Genomic DNA, 26,881 nt, shown 5'->3' with positions numbered 1-26,881 from the left:
TACAGCGCTGAAGAGGCTTCCACGGACGCCGCCTCGCGCAGCTGAGCTGTGGTGAAGACGAGCATGGCCGAGAACAGCCCCAGGCCTGCGCCGACCGCGCGGCCGCCCGGACGCCCGGACGCCCGACGATGAGCAGGATGACGAGGACGACCCCGACGATCTCGGCGGCGTAACCCAGCATCCGGTGCGGATCCAGGCTCGAGGCGTCACCGATCTGCAGTGTCTCCAGCGCGAACAGACCGAAGCCGGCCGTGACGATCTGAGCGCATGCCGCGGCAACGACGGTCCACGCACTGGCACGGACTCCTTTGATACCGGACTTCCGAACGCTGGTGAGCAGCTTCAGCCGAGCCGGAACCACCTCGGTGGTCGATTTGTTCACGTGCGTAAATCCGGCCCGCCGCTGCTCGGCGTCGGCGGGCGGTCCGCGACCGGCAGGGCCAAGATGGGGTATGTGGAGGAAGCGCGAGGGAAGGCCGCTTTTCCGGGTGACCGCAGGAGCTGACCGCGGCGCCCCTCCTGTTCGAGTACAACCGCGGTGACATTCCTCCTCGCAGCAGGCAGCGGATGCGGGCCCCGCGCCGCGACGCACGCTTCCAGCCGCTCGAGAGGGGGCGGGTTGCGGATGGACGAGCAGACACCGATCGGGGAGCTGATCAGCGGTGCCGCCCAGGACGCCGGAGGGTGGCTCGGCGCCCTGCCAGTGGCGCAGCTCGCCACCAGCGCCGACGGGACGATCGTGCGCTGGAACCACGCCGCGCAGGAACTGCTCGGTTACGCCCCACCGCAGGTGGTGGGCCGGCACATCGCCGACCTGCTGCACCCCGGCGCCGACCGCAGCCTCGGCCGGTCGCTGTGGGAGACCGCCGCCACGGGGCGCGGGGTGATGGGCACGGTGACCGTGTGGCACCACGACGGGCACCCGCTGGAGCTGGAGATCTGGGCCTGTCCGGTCCACGGTGGGCGGCACGGAGTCTCGGCGGTACTGGTCTTCGCCGCCGCCGCCCACGCGGCGCGCCGCATCCGAGGGTCGTCGGCGGTGTGGGACGGGATGTTCTCCCGCTCACCGGTCGGTATCGCCGTCCTCGATACGCATCTGCGGTTCCTGCAGGTCAATCCGGCTCTCGAGGCGATGAACGGCCTCGCGGAGTCCGCACACGTGGGCCGCCGCCTGGCCGAGTTGCTGCCCGAGGTGAACGCAGGCGAGATGGAGGAGGCGATGCGGCAGGTACTGGACACCGGCGAGCCGGTCCTCGACCGGCGACGTACCGGACGTACGCCTGCCGATCCGGACCACGACCGGGTGTGGTCGTGCTCGTATGTGCGGGTGGAGGACCCGGGAGGCCGGCCGATCGGCGTGATCGCCTCCCTGCTCGACATCACCGAGCAGCAGCGCGCCCACACCGAGGCCGAGGCGGGCCGCCGCAGGCTCGCCCTGCTCAGCGAGGCCAGCGCCCGCATGGGCGCCAGCCTGGAGCTCGAGCGCACCGCTCAGGAGCTGGCCGACCTCGCCGTCCCGCACCTCGCGGACGCCGCCACCGTCGACATCCTGGACACCCTTGCCCGTGGCGACGAGCCCGGCATGGGGCTGGGCGGGGGCGTCGCGCTACGGCGCCTGGGCAAGGCCCCGTTGACCGGCTCCGACATCACCGCCATCCTCGCCCCGCTCGGCCGAACCCTCACCTTCCCCGCGAGCGCTCCGTACATCCAGGCCCTCGCCGCCCGTCAGCCCTTCCTGATCGCCCACGTCGACGAGCGGTCCATCGCCCCGGCAGCCCGCCACTCCACCGCACCGGCCCGACTCCTCAAGGCGGGCGTGCACTCGGTCATGATGGTCCCGCTCGTCGCTCGTGACCTGGTGCTCGGCGTCGCCACCTTCTATCGCGCCCGGCCTGTCGGCCCCTACGGATCCGACGACGTGACCCTTGCCGGCGAACTCGCCGCCCGGGCCTCGGCCAGCATCGACAACGCGCGCCTCTACCAACGCGAACACGAGACCGCGCTCATCCTCCAGCGCAGCATGCTGCCGCAGCACATCACACCGCCACCCGGCATCGACATAGCCCACCGCTACCTGCCCGCCAGCGACATCAACGAAGTCGGCGGTGACTGGTACGACGTCCTGCGCCTCCCCGGCGGCAAAGCGGCTCTCCTCATCGGGGACGTCATGGGCCACGGCATCGCCGCGGCGGCGGTCATGGGACGGCTCTCCGCCAGCGTCCGGGCCCTGGGCCGCCTCGACATGTCCCCGACCGAACTGCTCCACCACTTGGAAGCAGCCCTCGCCGACTTGGCCGAGCCGATGCTCGCCACCTTCCTGTACGTCGTCTGCGACCCCGCCACTGGTCACTGCACCGTCACCCGCGCCGGACACCCGCCGCCCGCAGCGGCAGACCCCGACGGCACCGTCCGTCTGATCAACACCCCGCCCGGCGCCCCCCTCGGCGTAGGCGGCATCGACTTCACCACCTCCGAAATCACCCTGCTTCCCGGCAGCGTCCTCGTGCTTTACACCGACGGCCTGGTCGAAGCCCGCGGCCGCGACATCGACGAACGCCTCACCGACCTCACCCGCCTGCTCACCGAACCCCAGCGCCCGCTCGACCACTTGTGCGACTCGCTGATCACTCGCCTGGTCCCGGCATCCGCCGACGACGACATCGCCCTGCTCACGGCCCGCATCGGCAACGCCCCCCAGCCGTAGGGGCAGTCCGCCGTGCCCACATCACCGCGTGGCAGTCGCCACCCCTCCGGACCCGGCGGGCTGGGGCCCGTCAGTTCCTCCTGATAACTTCTACTTGACTGTAGAAGAATGCGGGTGTCCGAGTCGGCCTTCTTCCCGGCCCGGCCGGAAGCCCCCTGACGCATATGGAGTTCTTATGGCCCTGTGGGATCGCTTCAAGGAGTCCGCGTCCACGATGCAGACCCAGCTCATGGCGAAGAAGAACGACCTCAAGAGCGGCTCCTTCCGCGACGCGAGCATGGCGATGTGCGCCTTGGTCGCTGCCGCCGACGGCACCGTCGACCCGGCCGAGCGGCAGCGGGTGGCCCAGCTCATCGCCACCAACGACGTACTGAAGAACTTCGCCGCGGACGACCTTCAGCGCCGCTTCGACGAGAACCTGAACAAGCTGACCGCCGACTTCGCCTTCGGCAAGGTCAGCGTCCTTCAGGAGATCGCCAAGGCGAAGAAGAAGCCGGCCGAGGCCCGCGCCGTCATTCAGATCGGCATCGTCATCGGCGGCGCCGACGGCGACTTCGACAAGGACGAGCAGGCCATCGTGCGCGAAGCCTGCTACACGCTGGACCTGCCGCCCCACGAGTTCGACCTGTAGCACCCTGGATCAAAAACCGGTGGGCCTTCGGCAACGAGCCGAAGGCCCACCGGCGTTCCGGCCTCATTCACGAGACTCGTCGGCGATGACCGCCGCGCCAAGGCTCGCGTCAACGAATTCCCGTGAAGTCCGCACCCACCACGAGAGTGACGGCGCCCGCCGTGGCGTCCGCATCCGGCTTTGCCGCGACACCGGGCAGCCGGGAAGCGAGCACACCGGCCTGTGCTTCGAGGTCCTGCGGGTATGTGACCGCGGTCTTTTCCGCGGAGGCAGGCGCGTTGCCGGTGCCAGTGACGTTGTAGCCCGCGGTCCTCAGCGTTTCGGCGACCTTGGCCGCCTGGCCGGGAATCCCGCTGCCGTTGAGGACTTGTACGCGCACGGAAGCGGCGTACACCGGCCCCTTGGAGTCGGCCTCGAGCTTTGCCTTCTCGACCTCACGGTCCTTGGCCAACGAGGTGAAGAGATCGGCGGCCTGCGGGTACTGCCACACCACGTTGGCCTTGTCGGAGGGTACGTCCGCCACCCGTCCGTAATTGGGCACGGTCAGGAAGGCCAGCCGGTCACTCGGGATGTCCTTCATCTCGGATGCGAGACCGGACAGCGGCTTGATCCCCGCCAGTCTCTTGTCGGTGGTCAGGGACTTGGTGGCGGCGTCCAGGAAGTCGTACAGGGAAGTCGGGCTGGTGAGCTTCTGCCGGGCCTTGCCGGCGAGGGCGTCCATGAACTCCTGCTGGCGGCCGATGCGCCCGAGGTCCGAACCGTCACCGACGCTGTAGCGCGTACGAACGTAACCGAGGGCGTCCTCGCCCTTGACCGTCTGGCACCCGGCATCCATGTCGAGGTGAGCGTCGTCGTCGCGGATCGCCGTCTTGGGGCAGACCTCAATACCGTCAAGGGCGTTGACCATGCCTTTGAATCCCTGGAAGTCGAGGGACATGAAATGGTCGATACGCAGACCGGTGCTCTGCTCCACCGTCTTGATCGTGCAGGCAGCGGCTCCCGAGACATCACCGCTCGTACCACCGATGGCGAAGGCGGCATTGATTTTGGCGTGATGGGGGTTCGACTTCGTGCCGTTGCCGCGATCGCAGGCCGGGAGGCTCACCCAGGAGTCGCGCGGCAGAGACACCACTGCGGCCCATTCCCTGTCCGCGGACAGATGCATGACCATCAGCGTGTCCGACTGCATGGTGTCCAGGTCCTTGCCGTACTTCGCGTTGGCACCGTCCCGCGAGTCGGATCCCACCACCAGGATGTTCTTCGAGCCCGGACTCAGGTTGACCGGCCTGTCACCGCCCAGCTTGTTGTCGACGTCCGCGGAATTGATGTTCCCGTCCAGGCCCTGATAGACCCAGGCCCCCGCCCCGGCCGTCACCAGCACGACGACGGCAAGCGCCCCGCCGGTCCACAGTGCTATTCGCCCGCGTCGCGTCAGCCGGGCGGACCTGTCTTCCACCCTGCGGCGTCGCCGCGTCGGCTGTGCCTGGCGACCGCGCCGCCTCCTGTCCTGCGTACCCACCTGGCATCCTCCGGGCCTTCGCGCTCGTACGTCCTCAACTGCCGCTCCGTGCGGTGAGTGAAACTCTACTGTCGCGTAGAGACAAGCAACTCCGGCGCAGGATGCACCGGGTTAGCCGTAGGTGGCAGATTCCAGAACGAAGAACAGGGCGATCGCCGCGTTGAGCGCGGACAAGGTCGAAGCGGCGGTTCCGGCTGCGGCGAAGATGGCGGCGACACCGGCCGTGGTCAGTGCGGGTGGCCAGCCGCCGGCCGGCGGAACCGGCGCCAGCAGCGCGGCGACTCGGCGCGGCACCGGGCCCGCCTCGGCGAAGGCGGCCAAGCCGGGCACTGCCGCGCGTTGGGAGATCAGCGCTGCCTTGCCCACGGCGCGGGCCGTCGTCCGGCGGTCGCCGGTGACCTGGGCCGCTTCCTCGTCGGCCCAGCGCTCCGTGCTGTAGCCCACCGCTGAACGGAGCGGGCGCAGCAGCGGGTTCGCGCAGCCGGCGAGCTGCACCGTGAGCAGAAGGCGGTGGTGCCGTCCGGCGAGGTGGGCGCGCTCATGGGCGAGCAACGCGCGGCGCTCCGCCTCGTGCAGGCCGGACAGCATGCCGGTGGAGACCAGGATCCGGCCGGGAGAGCCCGGCAGCGCGTACGCGTACGGCACGTCATCCGTGAGTACGGCGACCTCCGAGGCGTCGGGAAGCGCGGCCAGCGTGCGGTGGGCACGGACGCGGAATCCGTAGTGCCGCCGGACCGTGACCGCGCACGCCGCGACCACGAGGGCGAGGACGCCGATGGACGCCTTGCCGGCCACCTCGTCGTACGGAACGGCCTCCCGCACCTCGGGATCGGACCAGCTGTCCGGCAGCGGGTTGCCAGGCAGCTGCGCCGTACCGACGACGACCAGGAGCCCGAGGCACAGCGTGCTGCACGCGGCGAGGATCGCCCCCACCCAGGTCAGCAGGAGCGCCGCGTTGCGCGGGTGCAGGTGCTGTTCGGCCAGCCGCGCGATCGGCAGTGCCGTCAGCGGCAGGATCAGGGGCAGGAAGACGAAGACGCCCATCGGTCAATGCTCCGGATCGTCGGCTTCGTTGAGGAGGGAGCGCAGGAACTGTTCGTCGTGCGCGGACAGGGACGACACGAAACTGGACAGCACCGCGTCGCGGTCGTCCTGGTTGTCGAGCAGCTTGCGCATGCGCATGGCCACGAGGCCGGCCGCGTCCGCGACCGGCGTCCACTCGAAGGACCGGCCCGCCCTGGTGCGGGTGACTGCCCTCTTCGCGTACAGCCTGGTCAGGATCGTGATGACGGTGGTGTAGGCCAGGTCGCCTTCGAGTTGTTCCTGTACCCACGCGGCGGTCACCGGCCCGGGCGCGGAGCCGAGCACCGACAGCACCTGCCTCTCGAGTTCGCCCTGGCGTCTGCGACCGCGCCCACGTGGGCTCGCCTCCTCCGTACCGTCAACCATGGCGCGGCCTCCTTTGCGTTCTGCCGCTGCGAACCGTACGAGCGTCGAGGAGGCATCGTACTGGTCAGCCAATGCCCGCCCCGGCGACGAGCCGGCCGACCGGAACGCGCCCGCCGACATGACCGGTTCACATTCCCTACCCGTTTCTACATTGCTGTAGATTTCAGGTTCTGTGCTGTCATACGAGGGTCCGAAGCGGTGTTCCCGTTCTCGGGCCCAGGTCTTGGGGTCTTGAGGTCTGGGGAAGGGAAGCGACATGGGTGTGAGCCTCGCCAAGGGCGGCAATGTCTCGCTGAGCAAGGAGCCGCCGGGTCTGTCCGCCGTACTGGTGGGCTTGGGGCGGCCAGGTCCGCAACGCCTTCATCCGCGTGGTCAACCAGGACGGCGGCACCGAGCGCGCCCGCTACGACCTGAGCCCCCGAACTGGCCCGCAACGCGGGCAAGGCGGCATGCATCCTCAAGAGCGAGGGCAAGGTGATGAAGGCGCAAGGTACTTCCGAGAAACAACAAGGCGCCTGAACTCAGCCAGTCACTCAGCGCGTCCTCCAACCCGCACAACCGGCACCGCAACCACACGAAGAGGCACACATGTCCGTGAACCTTTCCAAGGGCCAGCAGATCAGCCTGAGCAAGTCCGACGGCGGCGCGCTCACCGTCGTACGGATGGGACTGGGCTGGAAAGCCGCCCAACGCAAGGGATTCCTCGCCAAGCTCACCGCCCGGGAGATCGACCTGGACGCCTCGGCGGTGCTCTTCGCCGACAAGAAGCCGGTGGACGTCGTCTTCTTCCAGCACCTCGTCAGCGACGACGGCTCCGTCCGTCATACCGGTGACAACCGCGTCGGCGGCGCCGGCCAGGGCGGCGACGACGAGTCGGTCATCGTGGACCTGCAGCGCGTGCCCGTACACGTCGACCAGATCGTCTTCACGGTGAACTCTTTCACCGGCCAGACCTTCGAGGAAGTCGACAACGCCTTCTGCCGCCTCCTCGACGAAATCACCGGCCAGGAACTCGCCCGCTACACGCTCACGGGAGGCGGCCGCCACACCGCGCAGGTCATGGCCAAGGTGCAGCGGAGCGGCACCGGCTGGCAGATGGCTGCCATCGGCAGCCCCGCGGACGGACGGACCTTCCAGGACCTCATGCCGGCCATCGTCACTCACCTGTAAGGACACCACGTGCGGGGCCCTGTGAAGCTGTCCGCCTGCGACGCGGCGGCGGGCGCGATGTGCTGCACGGCGCCGCGGACGCCCTGCGCCCCGCCCGGGAGTTCTACGCACGTCGCCCGGGCGGGCCGCGCACCGCAGTACGCGCTACGTCAACGCCGTCGCTGGGGAAGAAGCGCTTCGTGCCACCGAACGTCGACGAGCTACCAGGATGCGTACGACGAGATCAGCCGTGGTCTCGACGCCCCCTCGAAGGCCACCAGCACCACGAGCCCGTCGTCGGCCGCACTGCCCGCGCCGTCAGCCGATCCGCCGCGCCAGCACCTGTCCCGGCCAGGCATCGGACAGGAAACGGTCGGTGGGGGTAAACCCGTTGCGCTCGTAGAACGCGACCAGTTCGCCCCCGCCGCCCGCCCAGCGGTCGACCCGCAGCAGATGCACGCCGGCCCGCCGGGTCTCCTCAGCGGCATGGCAGCTGACAAAAACCCGCCCCGAGCCACGCCCGGCCACCACGTGTCCGTCCGCCCGTCCCGTCGACGCGGAGTTCTGCGAAGACCGCCACGGCTTGTGTTGAGCTCAACTGCGCGGCGAGCTCCTCCAAGTGCTGGCTCGTCAACGTGGCCCACTGGGAAAGCCAGGAGGCGTGGGAGGCCGCCACTGCGGACACCGAGTTCCGACAGCGCACCCAAGCCGCGCGTGACAACCCACAGACGCCGGTCACGTCAAGTCCCGGTCTGTACGACGTCGCCGTCGAGTTCTCCGCCGCAGCGGTGGAGACCAGGTAGCCGCGCGAACCGCTCGCCTGAGGCCAGGAAGAACGCCTGTCCGCCAGTCCGAGGCTTCGGAGCCGAGGTCGGTCAGGGAGTTTCCCAAGTCGCAGTTGGATCCTCTTCGAGGGGCGGCAACCCCGCATGGACCCGGGCCAGCTGCCGACGCACCGAAGCAACGGCGGCGGACACAGCGTCCGTTACGCCTTCAACGGCCTGGTCACCGGCGGTCCGCTCGGCTCCCGAATCCTCGCTGACAAGCTCTTGGTCCCCGTTCATGCTTGGGCGTCTGCCCCGCCCGATCACCAGTAGTCACGGTGGCCAAACTTATTTGAGTGCCCATGATGGCCGCAGGCAGTCACTCGAAAGCACGCCGTTCGGCGCCCCACTGTGGACATCACAGCCGACGCCGCGTACGAGCGGCCCAGGCTCCCAGGGCGAGCACTTCTACGCCTGGGCCGCGGTCGACCTCCACGGCCCGGCCGACCGCCCGGGCCGCTGGTTCGCGGGACCGCAGCTCACTGCCTTCGAGGCTGGTTGAAGCGCAGCATGTTGCCGGAGGGGTCGCGGAACGCGCAGTCGCGGACGCCGTAGGGCTGGTCGGTCGGCTCCTGCAGCACCTCGCCGCCCGCCGTGCTGATGCGCTCGAAGGTCGCGTCGCAGTCGTCGGTCGAAAAGATGACGCCGCGCAGCAGGCCCTTCGCCATGAGCTCCGCCATGACCTGCTTGTCGGCCGGCGAGGCGTTCGGGTCCGCCAGCGGCGGTTCCAGGACGATGTTCACGTCCGGCTGCGAGGGCGACCCGACGGTCACCCAGCGCATCCCCTCGAACCCGACGTCGTTGCGCACCTCCAGGCCGAGAACGTCCTGGTAGAAGGCGAGCGCCTTGTCGTGGTCGTCGACGGCGATGAAACACTGTGAAAGCTTGATGTCCATGCGTTTCACGCTACGGGCCGGGGGCCGGGTTCGCTTCTCCATTCCTGACCGGTCGCGTGTGGATCTTGGCGATGCAGGCCGGGATGGCCGCGCCCTCGTCATGGCTGCGGGCCCGGTATGAGCTCGGGCTCTCGCCGACCAACTCGGTGAACCGCGAGCTGAACGACCCCAGCGACGTGCAGCCGACTGCGAAGCAGACCTCCGTCACCGTCAGGTCACCCCGCCGCAGCAGCGCCTTGGCCCGCTCGATCCGGCGCGTCATCAGGTAGCTGTACGGCGTCTCCCCGAAGGCGGCGCGAAAGCTACGGGAGAAATGGCCCGCCGACATGAGGGCGACGCGTGCCAGCGCCGGAACGTCGAGCGGCTTCGCGTATTCGCGGTCCATCAGGTCACGGGCCCGGCGCAGCCGGACGAGGTCCTCCAAAGTCACGCGACCACCATCCCACAGCGCCGGCCGCCGCCGGTGTCGGCGCAGTGGGAGCCTGGCCGCTCGAAAGCACAGTGCGCCGAGGACAGGCCCCGTCGACTGCTGCGGGCCGCACCGTCCGAGTACTGCCGCGCCCTCGCTCCGCCTGGCACCGTCCGGGGTTTCTTACTGGGCGTACTGGTCGCTGTATCCGCAGATCCAGGCCAGAGCGTCGTGTACTCCGCGGATGTAGTCGCGGGCTTCGTCCGGCAGGGTCGGGTCTTCCAACTGGATCACTGACGCGTCGACTTCGGCGGTCAGCAGCGACAGCTCAGGAACGTCGTGCGCGTCGTCCGTGCCGGTGACCGGTGAGCGGACCGTACGGCCCATGGCCCATTCGTAGGCGGCGGCCGCGCCCGAGGAAAACTGCGTAGACCCGTCCCTGTCTGCGTGCTCTTTGAGCGCGAGGTCGATGTCGGCGTGCGTCCGTACTCCGATGAGGGAGGCCTTGTCGTGCGGTGTGCTCGAAGGGGTGGTCATGTCGTTCACCTTTCTTTTCCGGCCCTTACTGACGTCCATTCCGGCCGGGTCATTTGCCGACGTACACTGCGCCACGAGAACCGGAATGCCCCGGTTTCACCAAGGAAGAAACACGTGGATTTCCTTTCCGCCGGGATCATGCACGACGCTGACCTGCCGGGAGAGTGCCTGGATGAGGTGCCAGCCGATCCCCCCGGTGCTTCGGGCCGGATCAAAAGGCCGGGGCGCAGGCGGGGTGGGGTTGGTGTCGCGGACGCTTACATGCATACCGTCGTACGTTTGGCGTACGCACAGCACGAAGGGGCCGGGGGCGTACTGGACCGCGTTGGCCGCCAGTTCCGTGACCGTCAACAAAATGTCGTCCCGGCTTTCAAAGGCCTCAGGCGGGACATGGAGGGTGAGGTCGTCCAGGAAATGCTCTGTCGTCAGGCGTGCGCCCGTTACGTCGCTGACGTCACCGGGGAAGTGGGCGGTCAGATTTCTGAGGCGCGGGGAAATGCTGTCTTCACTGAGCGGACCGAAGCCCATCGCACCCTCCTCCTTCCTCTCCTCCCCCACGCTGCCTTTTCACAGTAGATCGCGCCTTCCCCGTCACACGCCGGGTACTCACACCACGCGTCCGCGCTCAGCGAATGCGTCGGCGGATCACGCGGCCGGACGGCGACGCTACACGTGTTTACTGCCTGCCTTCGGGGTACCCGGCGGTTCGTGGTCAGGAAGCGGCCGTTCAGTTGGTCTGCTCGCAAGGAATCTCATGCTCTTCGCGCCCTACCGTCTCACCGATCGGTGTTTGGTGATCGCCCTGACCGACTTCATCGATATCGACAATGCCTCCGTTGTCGCACGCGAGCTGAGCCGGACAGTACGCACGGGGCGCGAACGGACCGTGGTCATCGACATCCGTACGGCCGGTGTCACTTCCGCCGCCCTTGATGTACTGCTGCGCGTGCAGCGAACCGCGCTGGCGTACGGCGTGGCCGTGTCTGTGGTCGCGCGGCATCCTCTGACGTGGACGGTGTTGCGGATCTCCGGCCTGGACCGGGCTCTGCGTGTCCGCAGCACCCTTGCCGAATCGGTGAGTGCCGGCGGCGGATGTACAGCCGCCGGGCATACGCCGACGGATTGTTAGTTGTTGGGAGACGGTCCGCAGGGCGGCGAAGGCCGGCGGCAACGACGGCACTTCGGCGTCCGTCAGCCGTCCGGAGCAATGTTCTGGTTGGAGCGGAAGACATTGGCCGCGTCGTAGTGCTGCTTGAGCCTGCGCAGTCGGCGGAGCTTGCTCTCCCCGTACGCCTGCCGTACGCGCTCCGCGCCCTCGTCCATGAGGAAGTTCACGTAGACGCCTGCGTGGTAGGGCTCCAGCGCGGACCAGGAGTCGCGTGCCCACTGGCGCTCCTCGGCGAAGCCGTTGGCGTTTTCGCAGTTGCCGTTGATGTTGAACGTGTGGCCGGTGCCTCGGCCGCTGAAGGCTGTCTCGTCCTCGCCGACGCGTGCGACAGCACCGCCGAGGTGGAAGATCCCGCAGGTCGAGAGCGGAGAGGCGATCCACGAAGCGTGCTCGGCGGTGATGTCGATGACCTCGTCGCCGAGCCGGTCGACGTCGCAGGCCCGGAAGTAGTACCACCACCCGGGACGGAACGACGGGTCGAACATGGCCTGATGCTGTACGAAGGGCTTGGGCGCGCACAGGTCCAGCAGCGGCGTCCCGAACGCCCGCAGCGGCCGCAGTACCTCCTGACCGGCCTCGACGTCGCCGGCGTAACAGCTGATCACTGCCACTACGGGCCTGCCGTGCAGCGCCGCGGGGACAGCCGGAAGCGGCGGAGCCTTGCGGTGGACGACGATGGTCGTCAGCTCGTCGGGCACGTCGGCGATCCAGTCCCGGTAGAAGCGCAGGACGTTCGGCGCCTCCTCCATGGGCCACAGGATCGGCCCGGCCACCACCGTGGGACCCACCGGGTTGAGCCGGAACTCGAACTCCGTGACCACGCCGAAATTGCTTCCCGCGCCGCGCACGGCCCAGAACAGTTCCGGTTCGCGGGTCTCACTCACCGTGAGGAACGTGCCGTCCGCGGTGACCATGTCGACCGACAGCAGTTGGTCGACCGTGAGCCCGTACTTCCGCATCAGCCAGCCGATACCGCCTCCGAGCGTCAGCCCGGCGACGCCGGTGTGCGTCACGATCCCCGAGGGCACAGCCATTGCGAAGTGCTGCGTCTCGCGGTCCAGTGCCCCGAGCAGCACCCCGGCCTGGGCCCTGACCGTGCGGTTCTCCGGATCGACGCGTATGCCCTTCATCACCGACAGGTCGATGACAAGTCCGTCCTCGCACAGCGACTGTCCCGGGAAACTGTGGCCGCCGCTGCGCACAGCGACCGGCAGACCACTGTTCGTGGCGCATCGGAGCGCCGCCACGACGTCGGCGACACCGGTGCAGTACGCGATGAGTGCGGGAAACTTGCTGATCGACCCGTTCCAGATCGTCCGGGCCGCGTCGTAGGCAGGGTCACCGGGCCGGACCAGCCTGCCGGAGAAGGAACGCTCCAGCTCCTGGAAGGCTGTGCCGTCCAGATGTGCGGCTGCAGTGGTTGCGCCCACGGGCCCTGCTCCTCACCCAATCGGCCTCTCCTGCCAGCCTCCCACCGTGGAGGAGCCGCTGCCAGCTCTGCTGCTCAGTCCGGCGACGCGCCCCTGACGGCGGACTCGCTATGAGGCATCAGCCCGCTATAACTGGCCCATGCTCTATCACGTAGTCGCTCTCGATGACTGGCTTGCCGACCCTGACCGGCCCTATGCGCCTGCTTCTTTGGTGAAGGACGGGTCCGTGCACTGCTCCCCCACCGAGGAAACGATCTTGGCAGCCACCACCCGCTTCCACCACCGGGTCGCCGGTCCGCTCGTCGCCCTGATCATTGACGAGAGCAAACTCGATGCCCAGGTGAAATGGGTGGCTCCAGGGCCGGGCTCGCCCATGGCCCAGGTGCCGGGCACTCTGTTTCCGCGTGTCCTGGGGCCGGTCAACCGCAGCGCGGTGGTCGCGGTGATGGAGATCGTACGAGACGACGAGGGCCTGGCCCTGGAGCTGGTGCCTCGGAACTAACCCCGGAAGTCCGCCCGGCCGGAGGCGGCCGAACCGTCACGCGCCAGCGCAGGCCGTTTGCTGTCGAACTCCCAGCCGGGCACCAGGTAGCGCATGGCTGTCGCATCGTCCCGGGCCCCCAGCCCGAGGCTGCGACAGAGCTCGTGGGCCGCGTCCACCTGCTCCATGTCGAGGTCGACCCCCAGGCCTGGCCGGGTGGGCACGTCGAGCATGCCGTCTTTGATCTCGAATGGCTCGGTGGTCAGGCGCCGGCCGTCCTGCCAGATCCAGTGGGTGTCTATAGCGGTGATGTCACCGGGCGCTGCCGCGGCGACGTGAGTGAACATGGCCAGAGATACATCGAAGTGGCTGTTGGAGTGCGAACCCCAGGTCAGCCCCCACGATTCGCAGATCTGGGCGACCCGCACCGAGCCGTGCAGAGTCCAGAAGTGCGGGTCGGCCAGCGGAATGTCGACCGCGTCGCTGCGAATGGCATGGCCGAGCTGTCGCCAGTCGGTGGCGATCATGTTGGTGGCCGTCCGCAGACCGGTCGCACGGCGGAACTCGGCCATGGTTTCCCGGCCGGAATAGCCGCCTTCGGGACCGCACGGGTCTTCGGCGTACGCGAGGACATCGGTCAGCTCGCGGCCGAGGGCGATGGCTTCCTTCACCGGCCAGGCGCCGTTGGGGTCCAAAGTGATACGGGCCCGGGGGAATCGCTCGGCAAGGGCTCGTACGGTCTCGGCTTCCTGCCTGCCCGGCAGGACGCCGCCCTTGAGCTTGAAGTCCTGGAAGCCGTAGCGCCGCTGCGCGGCCTCGGCGAGTTTCACGATGGCCTCCGGGGTGAGCGCCTCTTCGTTCCGCAGCCTCAGCCAGTCGTCCTGGGCGTCCGGCTCGCCCCGGTAGGGCAGGTCGGTGTGCGCGCGGTCACCGATGTAGAAGAGGTATCCGAGCACGGGGACACGTTCGCGTTGCTGCCCTTCGCCCAGCAGGGCGCTCAGGGGTACGCCGAGATGCTGGCCGAGGAGGTCCAGCAGAGCGGCCTCCAGCGCCGTGACGGCATGCACCGTCACCCGCAGATCGAAGGTCTGCGGGCCGCGCCCGCCGGTGTCCCGGTCTCCGAAGCGCGCGCGTACCGCTCGGAGAACCGCGTGGTAATCGCCGACCGGTTGCCCCACCACCAGGTCCTGAGCCTCCTGCAGCGTGGACCGGATGTGCTCGCCTCCTGGGACTTCACCGACTCCGGTGCGCCCTTCGGAGTCGGTCAGGACGACGAGATTGCGGGTGAAGTAGGGGGCGTGGGCGCCGCTGAGGTTCAGCAGCATGCTGTCCTGGCCGGCGACGGGTATGACGCGTATGGACGTGACGACCGGCTGGGAGATGCTGAGGAGTGCGGCGCTCATGGGAAGTCCTCGGGTCGAGTCGGTGGGGAGGGAGGCGAAGGGCCGTCAGGTCACCGGACGAGGGGCGGGCGCTGCCCCGGATACGTCGGCGGCACCGGGTTCCGGGACCGCCAGGGCGCGGTAACGGCGGATCAGGAGGACCGGTGCTGCGCCGGCCACTGAAGACAGGGCCAGGGCGTGCAGGCCGTAAGTGACCTGCCCGGTGGACTCCTTGACGGCCCCGAAGCCGTACGGAGCGACGAATCCGCCGAGGCTGCCCAGCGAGTTGACGTGCGCGATGGCCGGTGCCGGCGGCCGCGACGAGCAGTGCTGCGATGAGCAGCGGCTGCACCGGCGTCAACAACGATGCCCTTTCCTTATCGGTAGATGCGCTTTTCGTGTTGGACGGGAATCGTTTCGCGATCCTAGCTTCAGGGAGCACGCCATCGACATGGTGCCGAGCATCCCTGCGTGAGGAGTCGTCACTCACTTCCGCGACGACTTCTCATTCGACGAGGCGGCCGACGGCATCCTCCTCCTGCCCCCATGCCTGACCGGGGCTTCGCAGGAGGGCCTCACGGGACACGCCGCCGTCTTCAACTTCCTGCCGCGGTTCGCCCTCGACTTCTACAACGCCGTGCGCACACGCGACAGCGGCGAGGTCTACCAGCGCCTGAACGACTTCGTCCTGCGGGCCCGGTGGCCGGCCCCCGCTGCCGGTCTGCAACGCCGTGTGCGCATCGTTCGCCCGACTCGGACACAGCGCGCGGTACGGTCTCCTCGTGGAGCTCGACACGTTCACCGACCTGCTCGACTATCCGATGTACCTGGTGACGACCGCGGCGGCAGACGAGCGGGCGGGATGCCTCGTGGGTTTCGCCTCCCAGTGCTCGATCAACCCGCCCCGGTTCGTGGTGTGGCTGTCCACGGCCAATCACACGTACCGCGTGGCGCGACATGCGTCCCATCTGGGTGTGCACCTGCTGCGCCGTGACGACAAGGCGCTGGCCGAGTTGTTCGGCAGCGCGACCGGCGACAGCGTCGACAAGTTCAAGGGCATTGCCTGGCAGCCACAGGATGGCGGGACCCCTGTGCTGGACGGAGCCTGCGCCTGGTTCGTCGGACGTGTACTGGAGTGCTTCGAAGGGGGAGACCACGTGGGTTTCCTCCTGGCGCCGGTGGCCGAATCCCCGCCCGTGCCCGGCCGTCCTCGGCTGCTCGGCTTCACCGACGTCGCCGATCTGACGCCCGGTCACCCCGCCTGACCGGGGCGGCAGCACGCTTGCCACTGGGCACGCCATTTGGCACGAGACGCCGAGGGCAACGCACCCGCCGGCACACCCGCTGTCACGTCCCCGCTCCCGCGCGTCAGAACGTGAGCCCTCCCCGCCCCGCGACGGCGGCGGTCTCGAGTCCCCGCGTCCGGTAGCTGTCGGCGTCGAGGGTGACGACCTCGGCGTGATGGGCGAGGCGGTCGACCGCCGCCGCCGCGACCCCGGCGTCGCCGAACGCCTCCTCCCAGCGGCCGAACGGCCGGTCGCTGGTGACGATCAGCGAGGCCCGCTCGTAACGGTGTGAGATGAGTTGGAAGAGGAGGCGGGGCGCCTCCCCCTCCAGGGGTACGTAGCCGAGCTCGTCCACGATCAGCACCGGAAAGTCGTCCAACCGCGCCAACTCCTTGGTCAGCCGGCCCTCGGCCTTCGCGTCGCCGAGGAGGGCCGCCCACTCGGCCGCCGTGGCGAACAGCACCCGGTGGCCGGCCTGGCACGCCCGTACGCCCAACGCGACGGCCAGGTGCGTCTTGCCGGTCCCCGGAGCGCCGAGGAACACCACATTGCCCTTGCGGCCGACAAAGTCTGCCTTGCCCAACCGGGAAAGTGTCTGCGGGTCCGGCGACCGCAGGTGGCTGTCGTCGAACATCTCCAGGACCTTGCGCGCGGGGAACCCGGCCGCCTCGATCCGCTCCTCCGCCGCGGAGCCCGGTTCCTCGTCCCCACTGTCCCGCTGCCGCGGCAGGACCACCGACTGCGGCCCGTGTGCGGAGTGGCCCTTGCTCTCGTGCGAGGCCATGGGGCCGGACATGTACGCGAGGATCGCCGCCGAGGCGATGAACGCCATGTGGATCACCGTCCCCCAGAGCAGGTCGTGCTGGGGCGTGTGGTGCACATCCACGAACATCTGCAGCAGGTGCACCGACGAGATCCCGACGATGGCGGTGGCCAGCTTCACCTTCAGCACGTTGGAGTTGACATGCGAGAGCCATTCCGGCTGGTCACGGTGGCCCTGGAGCCCGATCCGGGAGACGAAGGTCTCGTACCCCCCGACGATCACCATGATCAGCAGATTGGCGATCATCACCACATCGACCAGCTTGAGGACGGCGAGCATGACGTGGGTCTCGTCCGCCCGGCCGCTGATGACGTGGTCTACGAGATGCCACAACTCGTTGAAGAACTTATAGACGTAGACGCCCTGCGCAGCCACCAGGCCGAAATACAGCGGAGCTTGGAGCCACCGGGTGGCGAACAACGCACAGCCGAGCGTCATCATGGTCGACGGGGACGAGGCGGGGCGAGACAACGGCACCTCCAGCGGTGGGAAGAGATTCGTATTCTTGTGGGCCACCGCCGAAAATCTGAATTCGAGCCACTCTTTGGGGTAAATAGAATTTCCAGTCGGACAACGCCTCTCGCGGGCCGCGCAGCGGCGATTTGCCGGGCCTCGCACCCGAGGAATCGTTCATTCTCGCAAGCCCGCCGAACGCCGAGCGGTCGGCGCCGCGTGTGAGCTTGTTTCAGTAGGACCGCGACGACAGGGCCGTGAACGTGACGTCTGTGGCGTGAGCGATGACCTCGAGCTCCTTGCCCAGGGCCCATTCCGCGACCCGTGAGACCGTCGCGGCCGGGACCCCGTCGCTGATTCCGGGTGCCGCCGGGATGTCGTGCGTCACGTGGGCGTCGTGCGGCAGGACGACCCGGTACCCCCGCTCCAGGGCCGTGCGTGCCGTCGCCTGGACGCACATCTCAGACATCATGCCGCAGAGGGCGAGGCCCTGTACCGCCGAGGCGGTCAACAGGCTTCCCAGCGAAGTCCCTTCGAAGCCGTCGTCCTCGGTCTTACGGATCACGACCTCCATGGGGCCGGCCTCGATGGGGTGGTGGAGTTCCCAGCCGGGCGTGTGGGGCTCGTCGTCCGACCCGGCCGGCCCGTCGTTCTGAAGGTGGACGACGAGCGCCCCGCTCCTTCGTGCCCGTGCGATCAGGTCCGTCGTACGGTCCAGGAGCTTGGCCGCCCCGGGTACTGCCCCGTCACCTGAGACGAAGGCCGATTGAACGTCCACAACGACCAGGGCCTTTATGGGAAACGCGTGATTGCTCATGCCGTCATCATGTCCGTCGGCGCCGCGCACCTGCACGTGGTTTTGGATGTGCGGGACCGCGGGCTCGCGCCGCTCTGCCTGGCCCGCACACCACCCCGGTACTGGCCGGTCGGTGGGGCGTGTGCGGACGGTCACGGGCGCGTTCGGGTCCGGCGAGTGCTGCTGAGGTGTTGCTCCTGGTTCGTCAGGGTTGGTTGGGGGTAGTCACCGGACATGATCACTGTGGGAGTCGAGGAGGAGTACCTGCTGCTCGATCCGGACACCGGCATGCCGGTGCCACTGGCCGACGAGGTGCGCGGTTCGTCCGGTCTGACCCCTGTCGTGGAACGCCAGGAGGTGCAGTCCGAGCTTCTGCAGGCCCAGGTGGAGGTCGCCACCCCGGTGTGCACGGATCTCGACGAGGTCGGCGGCCATCTGCTGCGGCTGCGCCACGCGGTCGGTGCCGCGGCCGAAGAGCTCGGGTGCCGGCTCGCCGCCTGCGCCACAGCTCCGTTCAGAGAGGCGGCGCCGGTCCCGGTCAGCCACAACCGGCGCTACCTCGCCATGCAGTCGCAGGCCCCGCAGCTGGTGGCGGAGCAGCTGATCAATGGGATGCACGTACACGCGGAAGTACCCGATCCGCAGGTGGGCGTCGCGGTTCTCAACCGGATCAGGGTCTGGCTGCCGGCGCTGGTGGCCATGTCGGCGAATTCACCGCTGTGGGACGGCCACGACACCGGCTTCGCCAGCTGGCGCACCATGATCTTCGGACGTTGGCCCGTCAGCGGGCCGCCTCCGCATTTCGCCGACCTGGCCGACCACGATCACCGGGTCCAGGATCTGCTCGCCGCCGGCATCATCACCGACACGGGTCAGCTCTACTGGCAGGCCCGTCTCTCCGAGCGGTACCCGACCGTCGAGGTACGGTGCATGGACGTTCAGCTCCGGGCTGACGACGCCGTCATGTTCGCGGGCATCGTCCGCGCCCTGATCGCCACAGCCATCCGCGACGAGAAGATGGGGACGGCGACGCCCAGCTGTCCGCAGGAGCTGCTGCACGGTGCGAACTGGCATGCCGCGCGGTACGGCATCAGCGGTTCGCTCGTCTCCCCCGCGGGTGAGCGCCGCAGCGCAGGGGACGTACTCCATCAGTTGATGGAGCACATCACGCCCGCGCTGGAGGAAGCCGGAGACATGCGGGAGGTGGGGTCCCTGGTCCATCGCCTCCTGCAGCAGGGCTCCCCCGCGGACCGGCAGCGCCGCGCGCTGGCCCAGGGCTTGCCCGCCCTGATCGATCTGATCACCACACAGAGCACCGCGCCGTAGTCGCTTCGGACAAGCGCGGTCGGTGTTCGCATGGCTGCTGAGACCTCGGGCAGACGTTCCGCAATGTCGGCGGGCACTAGGGAGACGTCATGTTCGAGGGGTTCACACTGGCCATGCGCGAAGGAGACGGTGCGCGGCTGCGGGTGCGTCACGGTGGCGTCGGGCCGGCGGTTCTGCTCCTGCACGGCCATCCGCGCACACACGCAACCTGGCACAGGGCCGCCCCGCTGCTGGCCGCCGCCGGGTACTCCGTGGTCTGCCCGGACCTGCGGGGTTACGGCCGGTCCTCCAAGCCGGCCACCGACGTGGAGCACCGCCCGTACTCCAAGCGCGCCATGGCCGGCGACTGCCTTGCACTGATGCGCGGCCTGGGGCACGAACGCTTCGCCGTGGTCGGCCATGACCGCGGCGCCTACGTGGCCACCCGCCTCGCGCTGGACCACCCAGAGGCGGTTCGCAGCCTGACGGTGCTGGACGCCGTCCCGATCGGCGAGGCTCTGAGCCGCTGCGACGCCCGCTTCGCCGAGAGCTGGTGGCACTGGTTCTTCCTCGGACAGAGCGACAAACCCGCCGAGCGAGTCATCAACGCGGACCCTGACGCCTGGTACGGGGCGACCCCGGAGCAGATGGGCGCCGAGGCCTACCAGGACTACCATCTCGCCATCCACGACCCGGCCACTGTGCACGCCATGTGCGAGGACTACCGTGCCGGCCTGGGCGTGGACCGGGACCACGACGACGCCGACCGCCGGACCGGTCGGCGCGTCACCTGCCCGCTCCAGGTCCTCTGGGCCACGCGCGACGACATGCCCGACCTCTACGGCGATGTCCTCGGAGTATGGCGTGACTGGGCGGACAACCGGCTCGACGGCGGCCCCATCGACTCCGGCCACCACATCGCCGAAGAAGCTCCCGAAGAACTTGTCACGGCACTGCGCGGCTTCTGGACGACCAACCCCGGCCGGGAGTGAGAGTACTGCCCCGCCCCGCCGTGCCCGCAGCCTGGAGGCGCGCGCATGGTGCGGCCGCGGACCGGAGGACGATGTCTCCCCGGTCCGCGGCCCGTTCAGGGGCGGTCCGGTCTCAGCAGTAGAGGTTCGAGCCGGTGGGTACACCCAGGATCTGGGCGAACTGCTGGTACTTGCTCACACGGCTCTGGACCTGCGCCGGGTTCTTGCCGTCGCACTCGAGCGAGCCGTTGATCGAGCGGATGGTGTGGCCGAAGCCGGCCTGGTTGACCATGGCGTTGTGCCCGGTCATCGTGCCGGGGCCGCTCTGGGTGTTCCAGTACCAAAGGCCGGTCTTCCAGGCCACGGCGGCTTCGTTCTGGACACGCCACGGGTTGTTGAGCAGGTCGATGCCGAGAGCGTCACCTGCCGCCTTGTAGTTGAAGTTCCAGCTGAGCTGGATAGGTCCGCGCCCGTAGTACGCGGCTTGACCGGCTGGGCAGCCGTACGGCCGGCTCCAGTCGCAGTAGTGGGGGTAGTTGGCCTGGTTCTGCTCGACGACGTGGACCAGTCCGCCGGTCTCGTGGCTGACGTTGGCGAGGAAGGCCGCGGCCTCCTGTTTCTTCACCGTGTCGCTGCCGGTGTTGGCGAAGCCCGGGTAGGCACTCAGGGCTGCGGTGAGGCCGCTGTAGGAGTAGAAGGAATTCCGGTTCGGGAACATCTGGTTGAACTGCGACTCGCTGACCACGAAGCCGGACGGGGACGGGTTGCCGCCACCGCCGCCGCCACAGGTGTACGGGTTCCAGTACCAGGTACTGACGGTCGGGTCGTAGCCGGGGTTGTCGTGCTCGGCCATGTAAAACGCGCCGTTGTATCTGACAACGTTGCCAGTCGTGTACCGGACGCCCTGCTGCCAGTTCGGCGCGGTGTCGCAAACGGTCGCGGCGGATGCTGCGGACGCTGAGGGCGTCAGCGCCGCGGCGAGGCCTGTGGCGACGAGGATCGCCGTCAGCAGGGCCAAGAGGCGGGTTCTCAGCACTCGATCACTCCTATTGGGCGCAACGGCCCTACTGAAGCGTCGAGTTGGGCTCCAGTACGGCCGGTGGGGGGCTGCGTCCCCACACTCAAGCGCGATGTCATGATCGAGTCAAGGTATAGACCAATGGGTCGCAGGGGAATCCGTTCGGACAGTCGCCATCGCCTCCGTCCGCCACACTCGACGCATGCTGAGAATTGGATCCGTCGTACTGGGTGTCTCGGATGTGCCGCGCGCGGCCGCGTTCTGGACGGAGGCCCTGGGATACCTCCCGCGCGAGGAGACGGAAGACGACTGGGTTGTGCTCGTACCAGCGGGGGAAGAGACCGGGTTCCAGCTGTCACTCGGCGTCAGCGAGACGCCGGCCCAGGAGCATCCGCGCATTCATCTGGACCTGTACGCCGGGGACTCGGCCGACCAGGCCGCCGAGGTCGATCGACTGGTGTCCCTTGGCGCTCAGCGCGTCGACTGGGACCTGTACCCGGACGACGCCGACTTCGTCGTACTCGCCGATCCGGACGGCAACCGCTTCTGCGTCATCGACACCGGTCACGGCTGACGGAGTGTTCCCTCGGCGTACCCAGCAGCAGCCTGCGACTCGGACACGGCTCAGAAACGCGCAAGTCGGTCCACGGGGTGCCGGATGCCCGGCGACAGGCAGTCGTTCGGCCGGCCGGACCATGAACGACGGGGCGGCCTGTTCACGTCCCGCACCCCTGGACGCCCTCTTCTCTTGTGCTGCGGGCAAGACGACCATTCCATGCTCACGCTGCGCTTGCCATGTTCCCGACACCGAGGGGCTCTTCGTGAGCAGACACCGAACTCTCCGCTCGACCGCTCTCGCGCTCAGCGCCGCCCTGGCGGCGCTCACTCTCGCCGCACCCGCCGAAGCGGGTGGGCCGGTGGCCGACCCGTTGCCCGCCGTCACTCCCCGGGCCGAGACTCCGGCGCTCCACGACGACGAGTCCGGCGGCAACGCCGACGCGGACGATCCGGCCATCTGGCGCAACGCGAGCGACCCCGACCGCAGCCTGGTCATCGCCACCGCCAAGGAGGGCGGCCTACGCGTGTACAACCTCGACGCACGCCAGGTGCAGGCGATCGAAGCCCCCTCGACGGCCGATCCGGACGACGCTCCGGGACGGTTCAACAATGTCGACCTCGTGACCGGTCTTCGCCTGCCCTCCGGGCGCGCCGAACTCGCCGTGACCAGCGACCGCGGCAACGACCGGCTGCGCATCTACCGCATCGACCGCGACCGCCCCGGTGGCCCGCTCACCGACATCACCGACCCGGCCGCCGCACCGGTCTTCTCCGGCGGGCAGGACGAGATCAACGACCAGCGCACGGCGTACGGTCTGGCCACCTGGACCGATCGCGCGACCGGACGCTCCTACGCACTGGTCAGCCGCCGCGAGCGCACCAGCATCGCCCTGTTGGAGCTCACCGCAACCGTGGGCGGCAAGGTCGGCTACCGCAAGGTCCGCACGCTCGATCTGCCGTCCGCCTTCCGCCTTCCGAACGGCGCCACGTGGTCCCCGTGCGCCGAGCCGGGCGAACTCCCGCAGGTCGAGGGCATGGTCGTCGACCCGGCCAACGGCATGCTGTACGCCGGCCAGGAGGACGTCGGCATCTGGCGCCTGCGTGCCGACCTGACGAGCGCTCCCCAACTCGTCGACAAGGTCCGCGAGTACGGCGTCCCCGGCGCGTACGACGAGGAGACCGAGGAGTGCACAGCAGGCGCCGACCCCGGCTTCGGCGGCTCCCGGATCTCGGCCGACGTCGAGGGCCTGACGCTGCTGACCGAGTCCGACGGCGACGGGTACATCCTCTCGTCGAGCCAGGGTGACAACACCTTCGCCTTGTACGACCGTGAGCTCGAGGACGCCAACGAGTACGAGGGCGGCTTCCGCGTCACCCCGGCCTCGCAGGCCCTCGACGGCTCGGAGGAGTGCGACGGCGCGGCGGTACTCAACGCCCCGCTCGGCAAAAAGTATCCGCGCGGCCTTCTCGTCGTACAGGACGGCCACAACGCCTCGGCCGACGGACAAGACGACCGGGAGTCCACCAACTTCAAGTTCGTGGACCTCGGCGAGCTCATGGACCGTATCGACGACTGACCACGCCACGTTGCGGCCATCTACCTCTGGTCCCCAGGAGGGCGAGCGTGGCGGTCCGTAGCCATGTTGCCGCCTCTTCCACCGACATGCGGTGCGCCCCAACTTCGTCGCCTGCCGCGTGGCCGAGAGCGGTGACTGCGGCCACCAGCCAGGTGGCTGGTGGTGCGGGGTCGAACTCACCTGACGCCTGGCCCTTCTCGATCAGCCGGGTGAGCCGGGCTGCGACGGGCTCATGCCGAGCATGGTCGGCGGCGGTGCCGGCGCGGGTGCTTCCGAGCTGGAGGAGCACCGGGTTACGTTCGAACAGCCGCCAGCCGATCTCCTGGAGCTGCAGCAGCTGGTCCAGGGCGGGACCGCCGTTGGCTTCCGCCTCGTCCATCGCGGCCATGGCCTGGTCCGTGATCCGGTCGGCGACAGCGTCCAGCAGCGCGTCACGGGTGCCGAAGTGTGCGTACACGGTCTGGCGGGTCACACCGGCAGCGGCGGCGATGGCGGCCATTCCGGCGTCGGGCCGCTCGGCCAGCAGCCGGACCGCGGCGTCCAGCACCGCGACCCGGCTGCGCTCGGCGTCGGCGCGACGGCGAGGCCGCGCCGGCGACGAGTCACCCGGGGCCTTGAATGCAGTCAACTCTTACACCCTTGTCAGAAATAGATATCTCGCTATATCTTACAGGCACGTAAGAGATCGCTGCGGGGTGCAGCCCACGCATGGCAGGAGCACGGTGAATCCTCTCCACACGAAGCCTCCCAAGCAGTTCATCGCCGACTTCTTCACGACCTTCACCGACGCCGTGGTCCATGGCTCGGAAGACGCCTGTGACCTGATGTCCAGGTACTACACCCGGGACGTCGTTCAAGTCGCTGACGGCGTACCACTCGGCTGGGACCGCCTCCTCGCTCACCTCCGCCCGGTACGCAAGAACCTGCGAGGGTTCCGGTTCGAGGTGCACGAGGCGTTCGCGGACGGCGGCCGGATCGCGACCCGCTTCACGATCCACGCCCAGATGCGCAAGGGCGGGCCGGTGTCCACGCGCGTCCACATGTTCGCGGAGTTCACACCTGACGGCCTGCTGCGGCGAGCCAAGCAGCTCACGCGGTCCGTCATCCCCACCGCACCGGAGACGGGGAAGTGATCCGCATGCGTATCCGGCTCGTCCTGGGCCTCTCCCTGCTGTCCACCGGCGCCCTCGCCGGCGCATTCGGTTACGGGGCGGCCAACCTCGTCCCCACGTTCAACGCCGTACCGCTCGACATGCGGTTGTCCTTCCATGCCCAGTTGATGCAGATGAACGGCATCACCATGCAAGGCGCCATGGGCATGTCGGCACTCAGCGCGCTCGCGCTTGCCGCCATGACACGTGGCGCCTCACGGCGGCTGGCCGGAGGGGCCGGGCTCCTCGCTGTTGCGTCCTTCCTGATCACCCGCCTCGGCAACGTCCCCATCAACGGCCGCATCAAGCAGTGGGCAGCCACCTCGGCACCCGCCGATCACGCCGAGATCCTGGCCCGCTGGGAGGCGTTCAACTACGCACGCACGGGCGCCGCGTTCGCTGCCTTCGCGCTGCTGATCCTTCTCTCCCTGCGCCGAAGCCACTCTGCTCAAGATCCAAACGGCACCCCCTAAGTGTCGATGCCGGTTACGGCTGTCGGGCCGAGCGGGGCCTCGTCCTCGGTGAGGCCCGCCTTGCGCAGGGCGGTGGCGGCCACCTGCTTCGCGTGCGCTTCCGCGCTGTGACTGTCGTCCGCGTCCACCTCCAGGCGGATGCTGAACGTGTTGTTCTCGTTCACGGTGAGAATGTCCAGGTCCTCCGACCGGCCCAGCGATGTGTGCTGGGGGTCGGCGGGACGCAGGTGCCTCACGAGAGCGGTTCGCGCGGAGTCGTTCACTTCGCGCAGGAACGTGCCTGGAATGGAGATGACGTACGTGGTCATGCAGACTCCTCGGTCCGGACGTGAGACGGCGTCGTTCACGGGGCTTTGTGAACCCCGCACGTCGCGTCGCCCTGCGGATGGATCTTTCAACCCCGTTACGAGTACCCAGGCCGGGCTCGATTCCTTCGGACACGGTCGCAGAAACGGGCGGCACTCGGCCAATAGTGGGACGCTGGGCCGTTGACCGGGCATGAGCCGTAACGCGTCCTGCGGACACGCTTTCCTCGCAGGCCCATCTCAAGGTCGGGGCTGATCACGCCACCGGTTCACCAGGGGTTGTGGTACGCCAGGTTCACGGCCAGGGCCGCCACCGGCAGGCAGAAGAACACGGCCCAGGGGCCCAACTGGTAGTCACGCTCCCGCAGGTGGACACCGAGCGCGCCGAGGAAGTACAGCACGAGACCGGTGGCGGCGAGCGTGCCCAGTACCGGCACGGCGAACCCGGCCAGGAGCCCCACCGCGCCCGCCGCCAACAGTGCGCCCAGCGGGCGCATCCAGGACCGGGGCACGCGCAACTTGTCCGCCTGGCTCTTGGGGTGTTCGTGGCCGACGAAGTTGGCGATGGCGACCAAGCCGTTGACGGCCGAGGTGAGGAGGGTGACCACGAGGTAGGTGGCGAACACAGAAGGCTCCTTCTTCTTCGCGAGAACGACGTCTGGGTGTTCGCCCCTTGGACGAGGCAGCGCCCCAAGAACGTGACATGCCCTGTGTCGCATCAGGCGCCGCGTGTCCTGTTGCCTGGCCTCAGCACTCCTCGACGAGGAAGGTTGAGTCGTCGCCGGTAGGGGTTGTGGGGGGGGCTCATGAGCCATTGCGGAGCAAATACTCACTGCCCGCCGAGTCGGAGCACAACAGTCACGTACAGGCCCAGGGGCACCGTCAGAAGCACAAAGGCGAGAACCGTGTGGACAACGAGTCCCCGCCCAGGGGCCATGCCCAGATGCACCCGGGCCGCACGGCTCACCCGGGGTCCGGGGACACCTCGCGCGGCGTTCGCGTCCGCCTTCTCGATCGCTCGGCGCAGCTTCCTGCGGCTTCTCGCGGTCGTGATGCCCAGACGCACACGGTGGGTGTCGCGCACCAACAGGGTGCGGTACGCCCTGCCGTACGAGAAGGTCGTCAGTAGCCGGACGGTGGCGATCCGGTTCAGGTCGACGGACCGGTCGCCGGTCAGGGTGCCCGCAGTCAGACGTGACGACGAGTGTCGGAACGGGGCTCGCTCCTCGCACAGTGCGGTGAGGAGGAAGAAGCCGGCGATCCCGGACAGCAGGCCGAGCACGACCGGTGCACCTTCGGGGACGGCCCCGGTCCGTGCCAATCCGTAGCCGCCGAAGGGCAGCAGAAGGACCGTCACCCCCAGGCCCGCTCCCATCCGCGCACGCGCCATGCTGCGGGCTGTGTCTGTTTCCACTGCCCCCATTTTCTGTCGGCAGGCACCAGCATGCACGCGCGGCAGGCCTTGCCGCATTGCCGGTGTCCGGCAATCTTCAAGCGCGCGATCTGCCGGGGACAGGGCCCTATGACCAGCAGGGCCCCGCGATCTTGTCAGCTGCTGCGGGTGTCCAGTGTGGAGCGGAAGAACT

Annotated in this window: 29 protein-coding genes and 2 pseudogenes; 14 read left to right on the top strand and 17 right to left on the bottom strand. The window is 68.6% G+C overall.

The genetic code is table 11. The features are described 5' to 3' along the window. Positions 1 to 625 precede the first annotated feature (625 nt). On the top strand, positions 626 to 2,704 hold the full coding sequence (locus tag AC1P0E_RS31860) for a SpoIIE family protein phosphatase (RefSeq protein WP_482745569.1): 2,079 nt from the start codon (positions 626 to 628) through the stop codon (positions 2,702 to 2,704). A 175-nt stretch (positions 2,705 to 2,879) separates the two neighbouring features. After that, a complete protein-coding gene (locus AC1P0E_RS31855; protein WP_138906035.1) occupies positions 2,880 to 3,335 on the top strand; it encodes a tellurite resistance TerB family protein in 456 nt (151 codons plus the stop codon). A gap of 109 nt (positions 3,336 to 3,444) precedes the next feature. Here the strand turns inward: AC1P0E_RS31855 and AC1P0E_RS31850 are convergent, their stop codons facing one another. From AC1P0E_RS31850 to AC1P0E_RS31840, 3 genes are all read right to left on the bottom strand, one after another. Next, positions 3,445 to 4,791: an LCP family protein gene (locus AC1P0E_RS31850; protein ID WP_482745568.1), complete on the bottom strand. Its 1,347-nt coding sequence runs from the start codon at positions 4,789 to 4,791 to the stop codon at positions 3,445 to 3,447. Between the two features lie 174 nt (positions 4,792 to 4,965). Then, a complete protein-coding gene (locus AC1P0E_RS31845) occupies positions 4,966 to 5,898 on the bottom strand; it encodes a M56 family metallopeptidase (RefSeq protein ID WP_482745567.1) in 933 nt (310 codons plus the stop codon). A gap of 3 nt (positions 5,899 to 5,901) precedes the next feature. After that, positions 5,902 to 6,303, bottom strand: coding sequence for a BlaI/MecI/CopY family transcriptional regulator (locus AC1P0E_RS31840; RefSeq protein WP_482745566.1), 402 nt, complete (start codon positions 6,301 to 6,303; stop codon positions 5,902 to 5,904). A 256-nt stretch (positions 6,304 to 6,559) separates the two neighbouring features. Between AC1P0E_RS31840 and AC1P0E_RS31835 the strand changes: the two are divergent. Then, positions 6,560 to 6,643: pseudogene (locus AC1P0E_RS31835) on the top strand (TerD family protein); the annotation flags it as partial. A 248-nt stretch (positions 6,644 to 6,891) separates the two neighbouring features. Beyond that, on the top strand, positions 6,892 to 7,473 hold the full coding sequence (locus tag AC1P0E_RS31830) for a TerD family protein (RefSeq protein WP_482745565.1): 582 nt from the start codon (positions 6,892 to 6,894) through the stop codon (positions 7,471 to 7,473). 297 nt (positions 7,474 to 7,770) lie between these two features. On the opposite strand, the pseudogene AC1P0E_RS31825 reads toward AC1P0E_RS31830, so the two are convergent. Beyond that, positions 7,771 to 7,977 (bottom strand): annotated as a pseudogene (locus tag AC1P0E_RS31825) (GNAT family N-acetyltransferase); the annotation flags it as partial. A 110-nt stretch (positions 7,978 to 8,087) separates the two neighbouring features. On the opposite strand from AC1P0E_RS31825, the gene AC1P0E_RS31820 reads away from it, so the two are divergent. After that, positions 8,088 to 8,255: a hypothetical protein gene (locus tag AC1P0E_RS31820; RefSeq protein WP_482745564.1), complete on the top strand. Its 168-nt coding sequence runs from the start codon at positions 8,088 to 8,090 to the stop codon at positions 8,253 to 8,255. Between the two features lie 500 nt (positions 8,256 to 8,755). On the opposite strand, the gene AC1P0E_RS31815 is transcribed toward AC1P0E_RS31820, so the two are convergent. The 4 genes from AC1P0E_RS31815 to AC1P0E_RS31800 form a co-directional block, all read right to left on the bottom strand. Beyond that, positions 8,756 to 9,172, bottom strand: coding sequence for a VOC family protein (locus AC1P0E_RS31815; protein ID WP_482745563.1), 417 nt, complete (start codon positions 9,170 to 9,172; stop codon positions 8,756 to 8,758). Positions 9,173 to 9,182: 10 nt separating this feature from the next. Continuing rightward, complete coding sequence (locus tag AC1P0E_RS31810; RefSeq protein WP_482745562.1) at positions 9,183 to 9,602, bottom strand: helix-turn-helix transcriptional regulator; 420 nt, start codon at positions 9,600 to 9,602, stop codon at positions 9,183 to 9,185. Between the two features lie 162 nt (positions 9,603 to 9,764). Then, positions 9,765 to 10,118: a hypothetical protein gene (locus AC1P0E_RS31805; protein WP_482745561.1), complete on the bottom strand. Its 354-nt coding sequence runs from the start codon at positions 10,116 to 10,118 to the stop codon at positions 9,765 to 9,767. Positions 10,119 to 10,214: 96 nt separating this feature from the next. Continuing rightward, positions 10,215 to 10,646: an ATP-binding protein gene (locus AC1P0E_RS31800; RefSeq protein ID WP_482745560.1), complete on the bottom strand. Its 432-nt coding sequence runs from the start codon at positions 10,644 to 10,646 to the stop codon at positions 10,215 to 10,217. Between the two features lie 226 nt (positions 10,647 to 10,872). Between AC1P0E_RS31800 and AC1P0E_RS31795 the strand changes: the two genes are divergently transcribed. Continuing rightward, positions 10,873 to 11,247, top strand: a complete 375-nt coding sequence (locus tag AC1P0E_RS31795; protein WP_482745559.1) for an STAS domain-containing protein — start codon at positions 10,873 to 10,875, stop codon at positions 11,245 to 11,247. A gap of 62 nt (positions 11,248 to 11,309) precedes the next feature. Here AC1P0E_RS31795 and AC1P0E_RS31790 read toward each other — a convergent pair whose 3' ends face one another. Continuing rightward, the gene (locus AC1P0E_RS31790) at positions 11,310 to 12,716 is read right to left on the bottom strand and encodes an FAD-binding oxidoreductase (RefSeq protein ID WP_482745558.1); all 1,407 of its coding nucleotides are present in this window, start codon (positions 12,714 to 12,716) and stop codon (positions 11,310 to 11,312) included. A gap of 139 nt (positions 12,717 to 12,855) precedes the next feature. On the opposite strand from AC1P0E_RS31790, the gene AC1P0E_RS31785 reads away from it, so the two are divergent. Further along, a complete protein-coding gene (locus AC1P0E_RS31785; RefSeq protein ID WP_482745557.1) occupies positions 12,856 to 13,218 on the top strand; it encodes a DUF952 domain-containing protein in 363 nt (120 codons plus the stop codon). Here the strand turns inward: AC1P0E_RS31785 and AC1P0E_RS31780 are convergent. Further along, positions 13,215 to 14,600, bottom strand: coding sequence for an enolase C-terminal domain-like protein (locus AC1P0E_RS31780; protein WP_482745556.1), 1,386 nt, complete (start codon positions 14,598 to 14,600; stop codon positions 13,215 to 13,217). The two genes, AC1P0E_RS31785 and AC1P0E_RS31780, sit on opposite strands and share 4 nt — an antisense overlap. Before the next feature lie 800 nt (positions 14,601 to 15,400). Here AC1P0E_RS31780 and AC1P0E_RS31775 point away from each other — a divergent pair. After that, positions 15,401 to 15,844: a flavin reductase family protein gene (locus AC1P0E_RS31775; protein WP_482745971.1), complete on the top strand. Its 444-nt coding sequence runs from the start codon at positions 15,401 to 15,403 to the stop codon at positions 15,842 to 15,844. 103 nt (positions 15,845 to 15,947) lie between these two features. Here AC1P0E_RS31775 and istB read toward each other — a convergent pair whose 3' ends face one another. Both istB and AC1P0E_RS31765 read right to left on the bottom strand, forming a co-directional pair. Beyond that, the gene (gene istB / locus AC1P0E_RS31770) at positions 15,948 to 17,129 is read right to left on the bottom strand and encodes an IS21-like element helper ATPase IstB (protein WP_482745970.1); all 1,182 of its coding nucleotides are present in this window, start codon (positions 17,127 to 17,129) and stop codon (positions 15,948 to 15,950) included. A gap of 244 nt (positions 17,130 to 17,373) precedes the next feature. Beyond that, entirely contained in the window at positions 17,374 to 17,958 is a 585-nt protein-coding gene (locus tag AC1P0E_RS31765) for an isochorismatase family protein (RefSeq protein ID WP_482745555.1), read from the bottom strand. Between the two features lie 213 nt (positions 17,959 to 18,171). Here AC1P0E_RS31765 and AC1P0E_RS31760 point away from each other — a divergent pair, with 213 nt between their 5' ends. Next, a complete protein-coding gene (locus AC1P0E_RS31760; RefSeq protein ID WP_482745554.1) occupies positions 18,172 to 19,263 on the top strand; it encodes a carboxylate-amine ligase in 1,092 nt (363 codons plus the stop codon). An 89-nt stretch (positions 19,264 to 19,352) separates the two neighbouring features. Next, the gene (locus tag AC1P0E_RS31755) at positions 19,353 to 20,234 is read left to right on the top strand and encodes an alpha/beta fold hydrolase (RefSeq protein ID WP_482745553.1); all 882 of its coding nucleotides are present in this window, start codon (positions 19,353 to 19,355) and stop codon (positions 20,232 to 20,234) included. A 112-nt stretch (positions 20,235 to 20,346) separates the two neighbouring features. Here the strand turns inward: AC1P0E_RS31755 and AC1P0E_RS31750 are convergent, their stop codons facing one another. Then, positions 20,347 to 21,249 (bottom strand): glycoside hydrolase family 19 protein, encoded by a 903-nt coding sequence (locus tag AC1P0E_RS31750; protein WP_482745552.1) that lies wholly within the window; start codon positions 21,247 to 21,249, stop codon positions 20,347 to 20,349. A 184-nt stretch (positions 21,250 to 21,433) separates the two neighbouring features. Here AC1P0E_RS31750 and AC1P0E_RS31745 point away from each other — a divergent pair, with 184 nt between their 5' ends. Continuing rightward, positions 21,434 to 21,805 (top strand): VOC family protein, encoded by a 372-nt coding sequence (locus AC1P0E_RS31745; protein WP_482745551.1) that lies wholly within the window; start codon positions 21,434 to 21,436, stop codon positions 21,803 to 21,805. A gap of 247 nt (positions 21,806 to 22,052) precedes the next feature. Continuing rightward, complete coding sequence (locus AC1P0E_RS31740; protein WP_482745550.1) at positions 22,053 to 23,366, top strand: phytase; 1,314 nt, start codon at positions 22,053 to 22,055, stop codon at positions 23,364 to 23,366. On the opposite strand, the gene AC1P0E_RS31735 is transcribed toward AC1P0E_RS31740, so the two are convergent. After that, positions 23,344 to 23,994: a TetR/AcrR family transcriptional regulator gene (locus AC1P0E_RS31735; protein ID WP_482745549.1), complete on the bottom strand. Its 651-nt coding sequence runs from the start codon at positions 23,992 to 23,994 to the stop codon at positions 23,344 to 23,346. The two genes, AC1P0E_RS31740 and AC1P0E_RS31735, sit on opposite strands and share 23 nt — an antisense overlap. Before the next feature lie 94 nt (positions 23,995 to 24,088). Here AC1P0E_RS31735 and AC1P0E_RS31730 point away from each other — a divergent pair, with 94 nt between their 5' ends. Together AC1P0E_RS31730 and AC1P0E_RS31725 are read left to right on the top strand one after the other, a co-directional pair. Beyond that, positions 24,089 to 24,499, top strand: coding sequence for a nuclear transport factor 2 family protein (locus tag AC1P0E_RS31730; protein ID WP_482745548.1), 411 nt, complete (start codon positions 24,089 to 24,091; stop codon positions 24,497 to 24,499). A 5-nt stretch (positions 24,500 to 24,504) separates the two neighbouring features. Next, positions 24,505 to 24,990: an anthrone oxygenase family protein gene (locus tag AC1P0E_RS31725; RefSeq protein WP_482745547.1), complete on the top strand. Its 486-nt coding sequence runs from the start codon at positions 24,505 to 24,507 to the stop codon at positions 24,988 to 24,990. On the opposite strand, the gene AC1P0E_RS31720 is transcribed toward AC1P0E_RS31725, so the two are convergent. From AC1P0E_RS31720 to AC1P0E_RS31710, 3 genes are all read right to left on the bottom strand, one after another. Continuing rightward, a complete protein-coding gene (locus AC1P0E_RS31720) occupies positions 24,987 to 25,298 on the bottom strand; it encodes a hypothetical protein (RefSeq protein ID WP_482745546.1) in 312 nt (103 codons plus the stop codon). The genes AC1P0E_RS31725 and AC1P0E_RS31720 overlap by 4 nt on opposite strands. A gap of 266 nt (positions 25,299 to 25,564) precedes the next feature. After that, complete coding sequence (locus AC1P0E_RS31715; RefSeq protein WP_482745545.1) at positions 25,565 to 25,921, bottom strand: DoxX family protein; 357 nt, start codon at positions 25,919 to 25,921, stop codon at positions 25,565 to 25,567. Positions 25,922 to 26,124: 203 nt separating this feature from the next. Further along, complete coding sequence (locus tag AC1P0E_RS31710; protein WP_482745544.1) at positions 26,125 to 26,718, bottom strand: hypothetical protein; 594 nt, start codon at positions 26,716 to 26,718, stop codon at positions 26,125 to 26,127. Positions 26,719 to 26,881: the final 163 nt, after the last annotated feature.

Source organism: Streptomyces sp. TRD_SC_5, from assembly GCF_056836825.1.
The sequence above is the reverse complement of the archived record's forward strand: the minus strand, read 5'-3'. Positions and strand labels throughout refer to the sequence as shown.

Bases quoted from the DNA above. Each gene is read 5' to 3' on its own strand.
- AC1P0E_RS31860 (WP_482745569.1), top strand. From the start codon at position 626: ATGGACGAGCAGACACCGATCGGGGAGCTGATCAGCGGTGCCGCCCAG.
- AC1P0E_RS31855 (WP_138906035.1), top strand. From the start codon at position 2,880: ATGGCCCTGTGGGATCGCTTCAAGGAGTCCGCGTCCACGATGCAGACC.
- AC1P0E_RS31845 (WP_482745567.1), bottom strand. From the start codon at position 5,898: ATGGGCGTCTTCGTCTTCCTGCCCCTGATCCTGCCGCTGACGGCACTG.
- AC1P0E_RS31840 (WP_482745566.1), bottom strand. From the start codon at position 6,303: ATGGTTGACGGTACGGAGGAGGCGAGCCCACGTGGGCGCGGTCGCAGA.
- AC1P0E_RS31830 (WP_482745565.1), top strand. From the start codon at position 6,892: ATGTCCGTGAACCTTTCCAAGGGCCAGCAGATCAGCCTGAGCAAGTCC.
- AC1P0E_RS31815 (WP_482745563.1), bottom strand. From the start codon at position 9,172: ATGGACATCAAGCTTTCACAGTGTTTCATCGCCGTCGACGACCACGAC.
- AC1P0E_RS31805 (WP_482745561.1), bottom strand. From the start codon at position 10,118: ATGACCACCCCTTCGAGCACACCGCACGACAAGGCCTCCCTCATCGGA.
- AC1P0E_RS31800 (WP_482745560.1), bottom strand. From the start codon at position 10,646: ATGGGCTTCGGTCCGCTCAGTGAAGACAGCATTTCCCCGCGCCTCAGA.
- AC1P0E_RS31795 (WP_482745559.1), top strand. From the start codon at position 10,873: ATGCTCTTCGCGCCCTACCGTCTCACCGATCGGTGTTTGGTGATCGCC.
- AC1P0E_RS31785 (WP_482745557.1), top strand. From the start codon at position 12,856: ATGCTCTATCACGTAGTCGCTCTCGATGACTGGCTTGCCGACCCTGAC.
- AC1P0E_RS31780 (WP_482745556.1), bottom strand. From the start codon at position 14,600: ATGAGCGCCGCACTCCTCAGCATCTCCCAGCCGGTCGTCACGTCCATA.
- AC1P0E_RS31775 (WP_482745971.1), top strand. From the start codon at position 15,401: ATGTACCTGGTGACGACCGCGGCGGCAGACGAGCGGGCGGGATGCCTC.
- istB (WP_482745970.1), bottom strand. From the start codon at position 17,129: ATGATGACGCTCGGCTGTGCGTTGTTCGCCACCCGGTGGCTCCAAGCT.
- AC1P0E_RS31765 (WP_482745555.1), bottom strand. From the start codon at position 17,958: ATGAGCAATCACGCGTTTCCCATAAAGGCCCTGGTCGTTGTGGACGTT.
- AC1P0E_RS31760 (WP_482745554.1), top strand. From the start codon at position 18,172: ATGATCACTGTGGGAGTCGAGGAGGAGTACCTGCTGCTCGATCCGGAC.
- AC1P0E_RS31755 (WP_482745553.1), top strand. From the start codon at position 19,353: ATGTTCGAGGGGTTCACACTGGCCATGCGCGAAGGAGACGGTGCGCGG.
- AC1P0E_RS31745 (WP_482745551.1), top strand. From the start codon at position 21,434: ATGCTGAGAATTGGATCCGTCGTACTGGGTGTCTCGGATGTGCCGCGC.
- AC1P0E_RS31725 (WP_482745547.1), top strand. From the start codon at position 24,505: ATGCGTATCCGGCTCGTCCTGGGCCTCTCCCTGCTGTCCACCGGCGCC.
- AC1P0E_RS31720 (WP_482745546.1), bottom strand. From the start codon at position 25,298: ATGACCACGTACGTCATCTCCATTCCAGGCACGTTCCTGCGCGAAGTG.
- AC1P0E_RS31710 (WP_482745544.1), bottom strand. From the start codon at position 26,718: ATGGGGGCAGTGGAAACAGACACAGCCCGCAGCATGGCGCGTGCGCGG.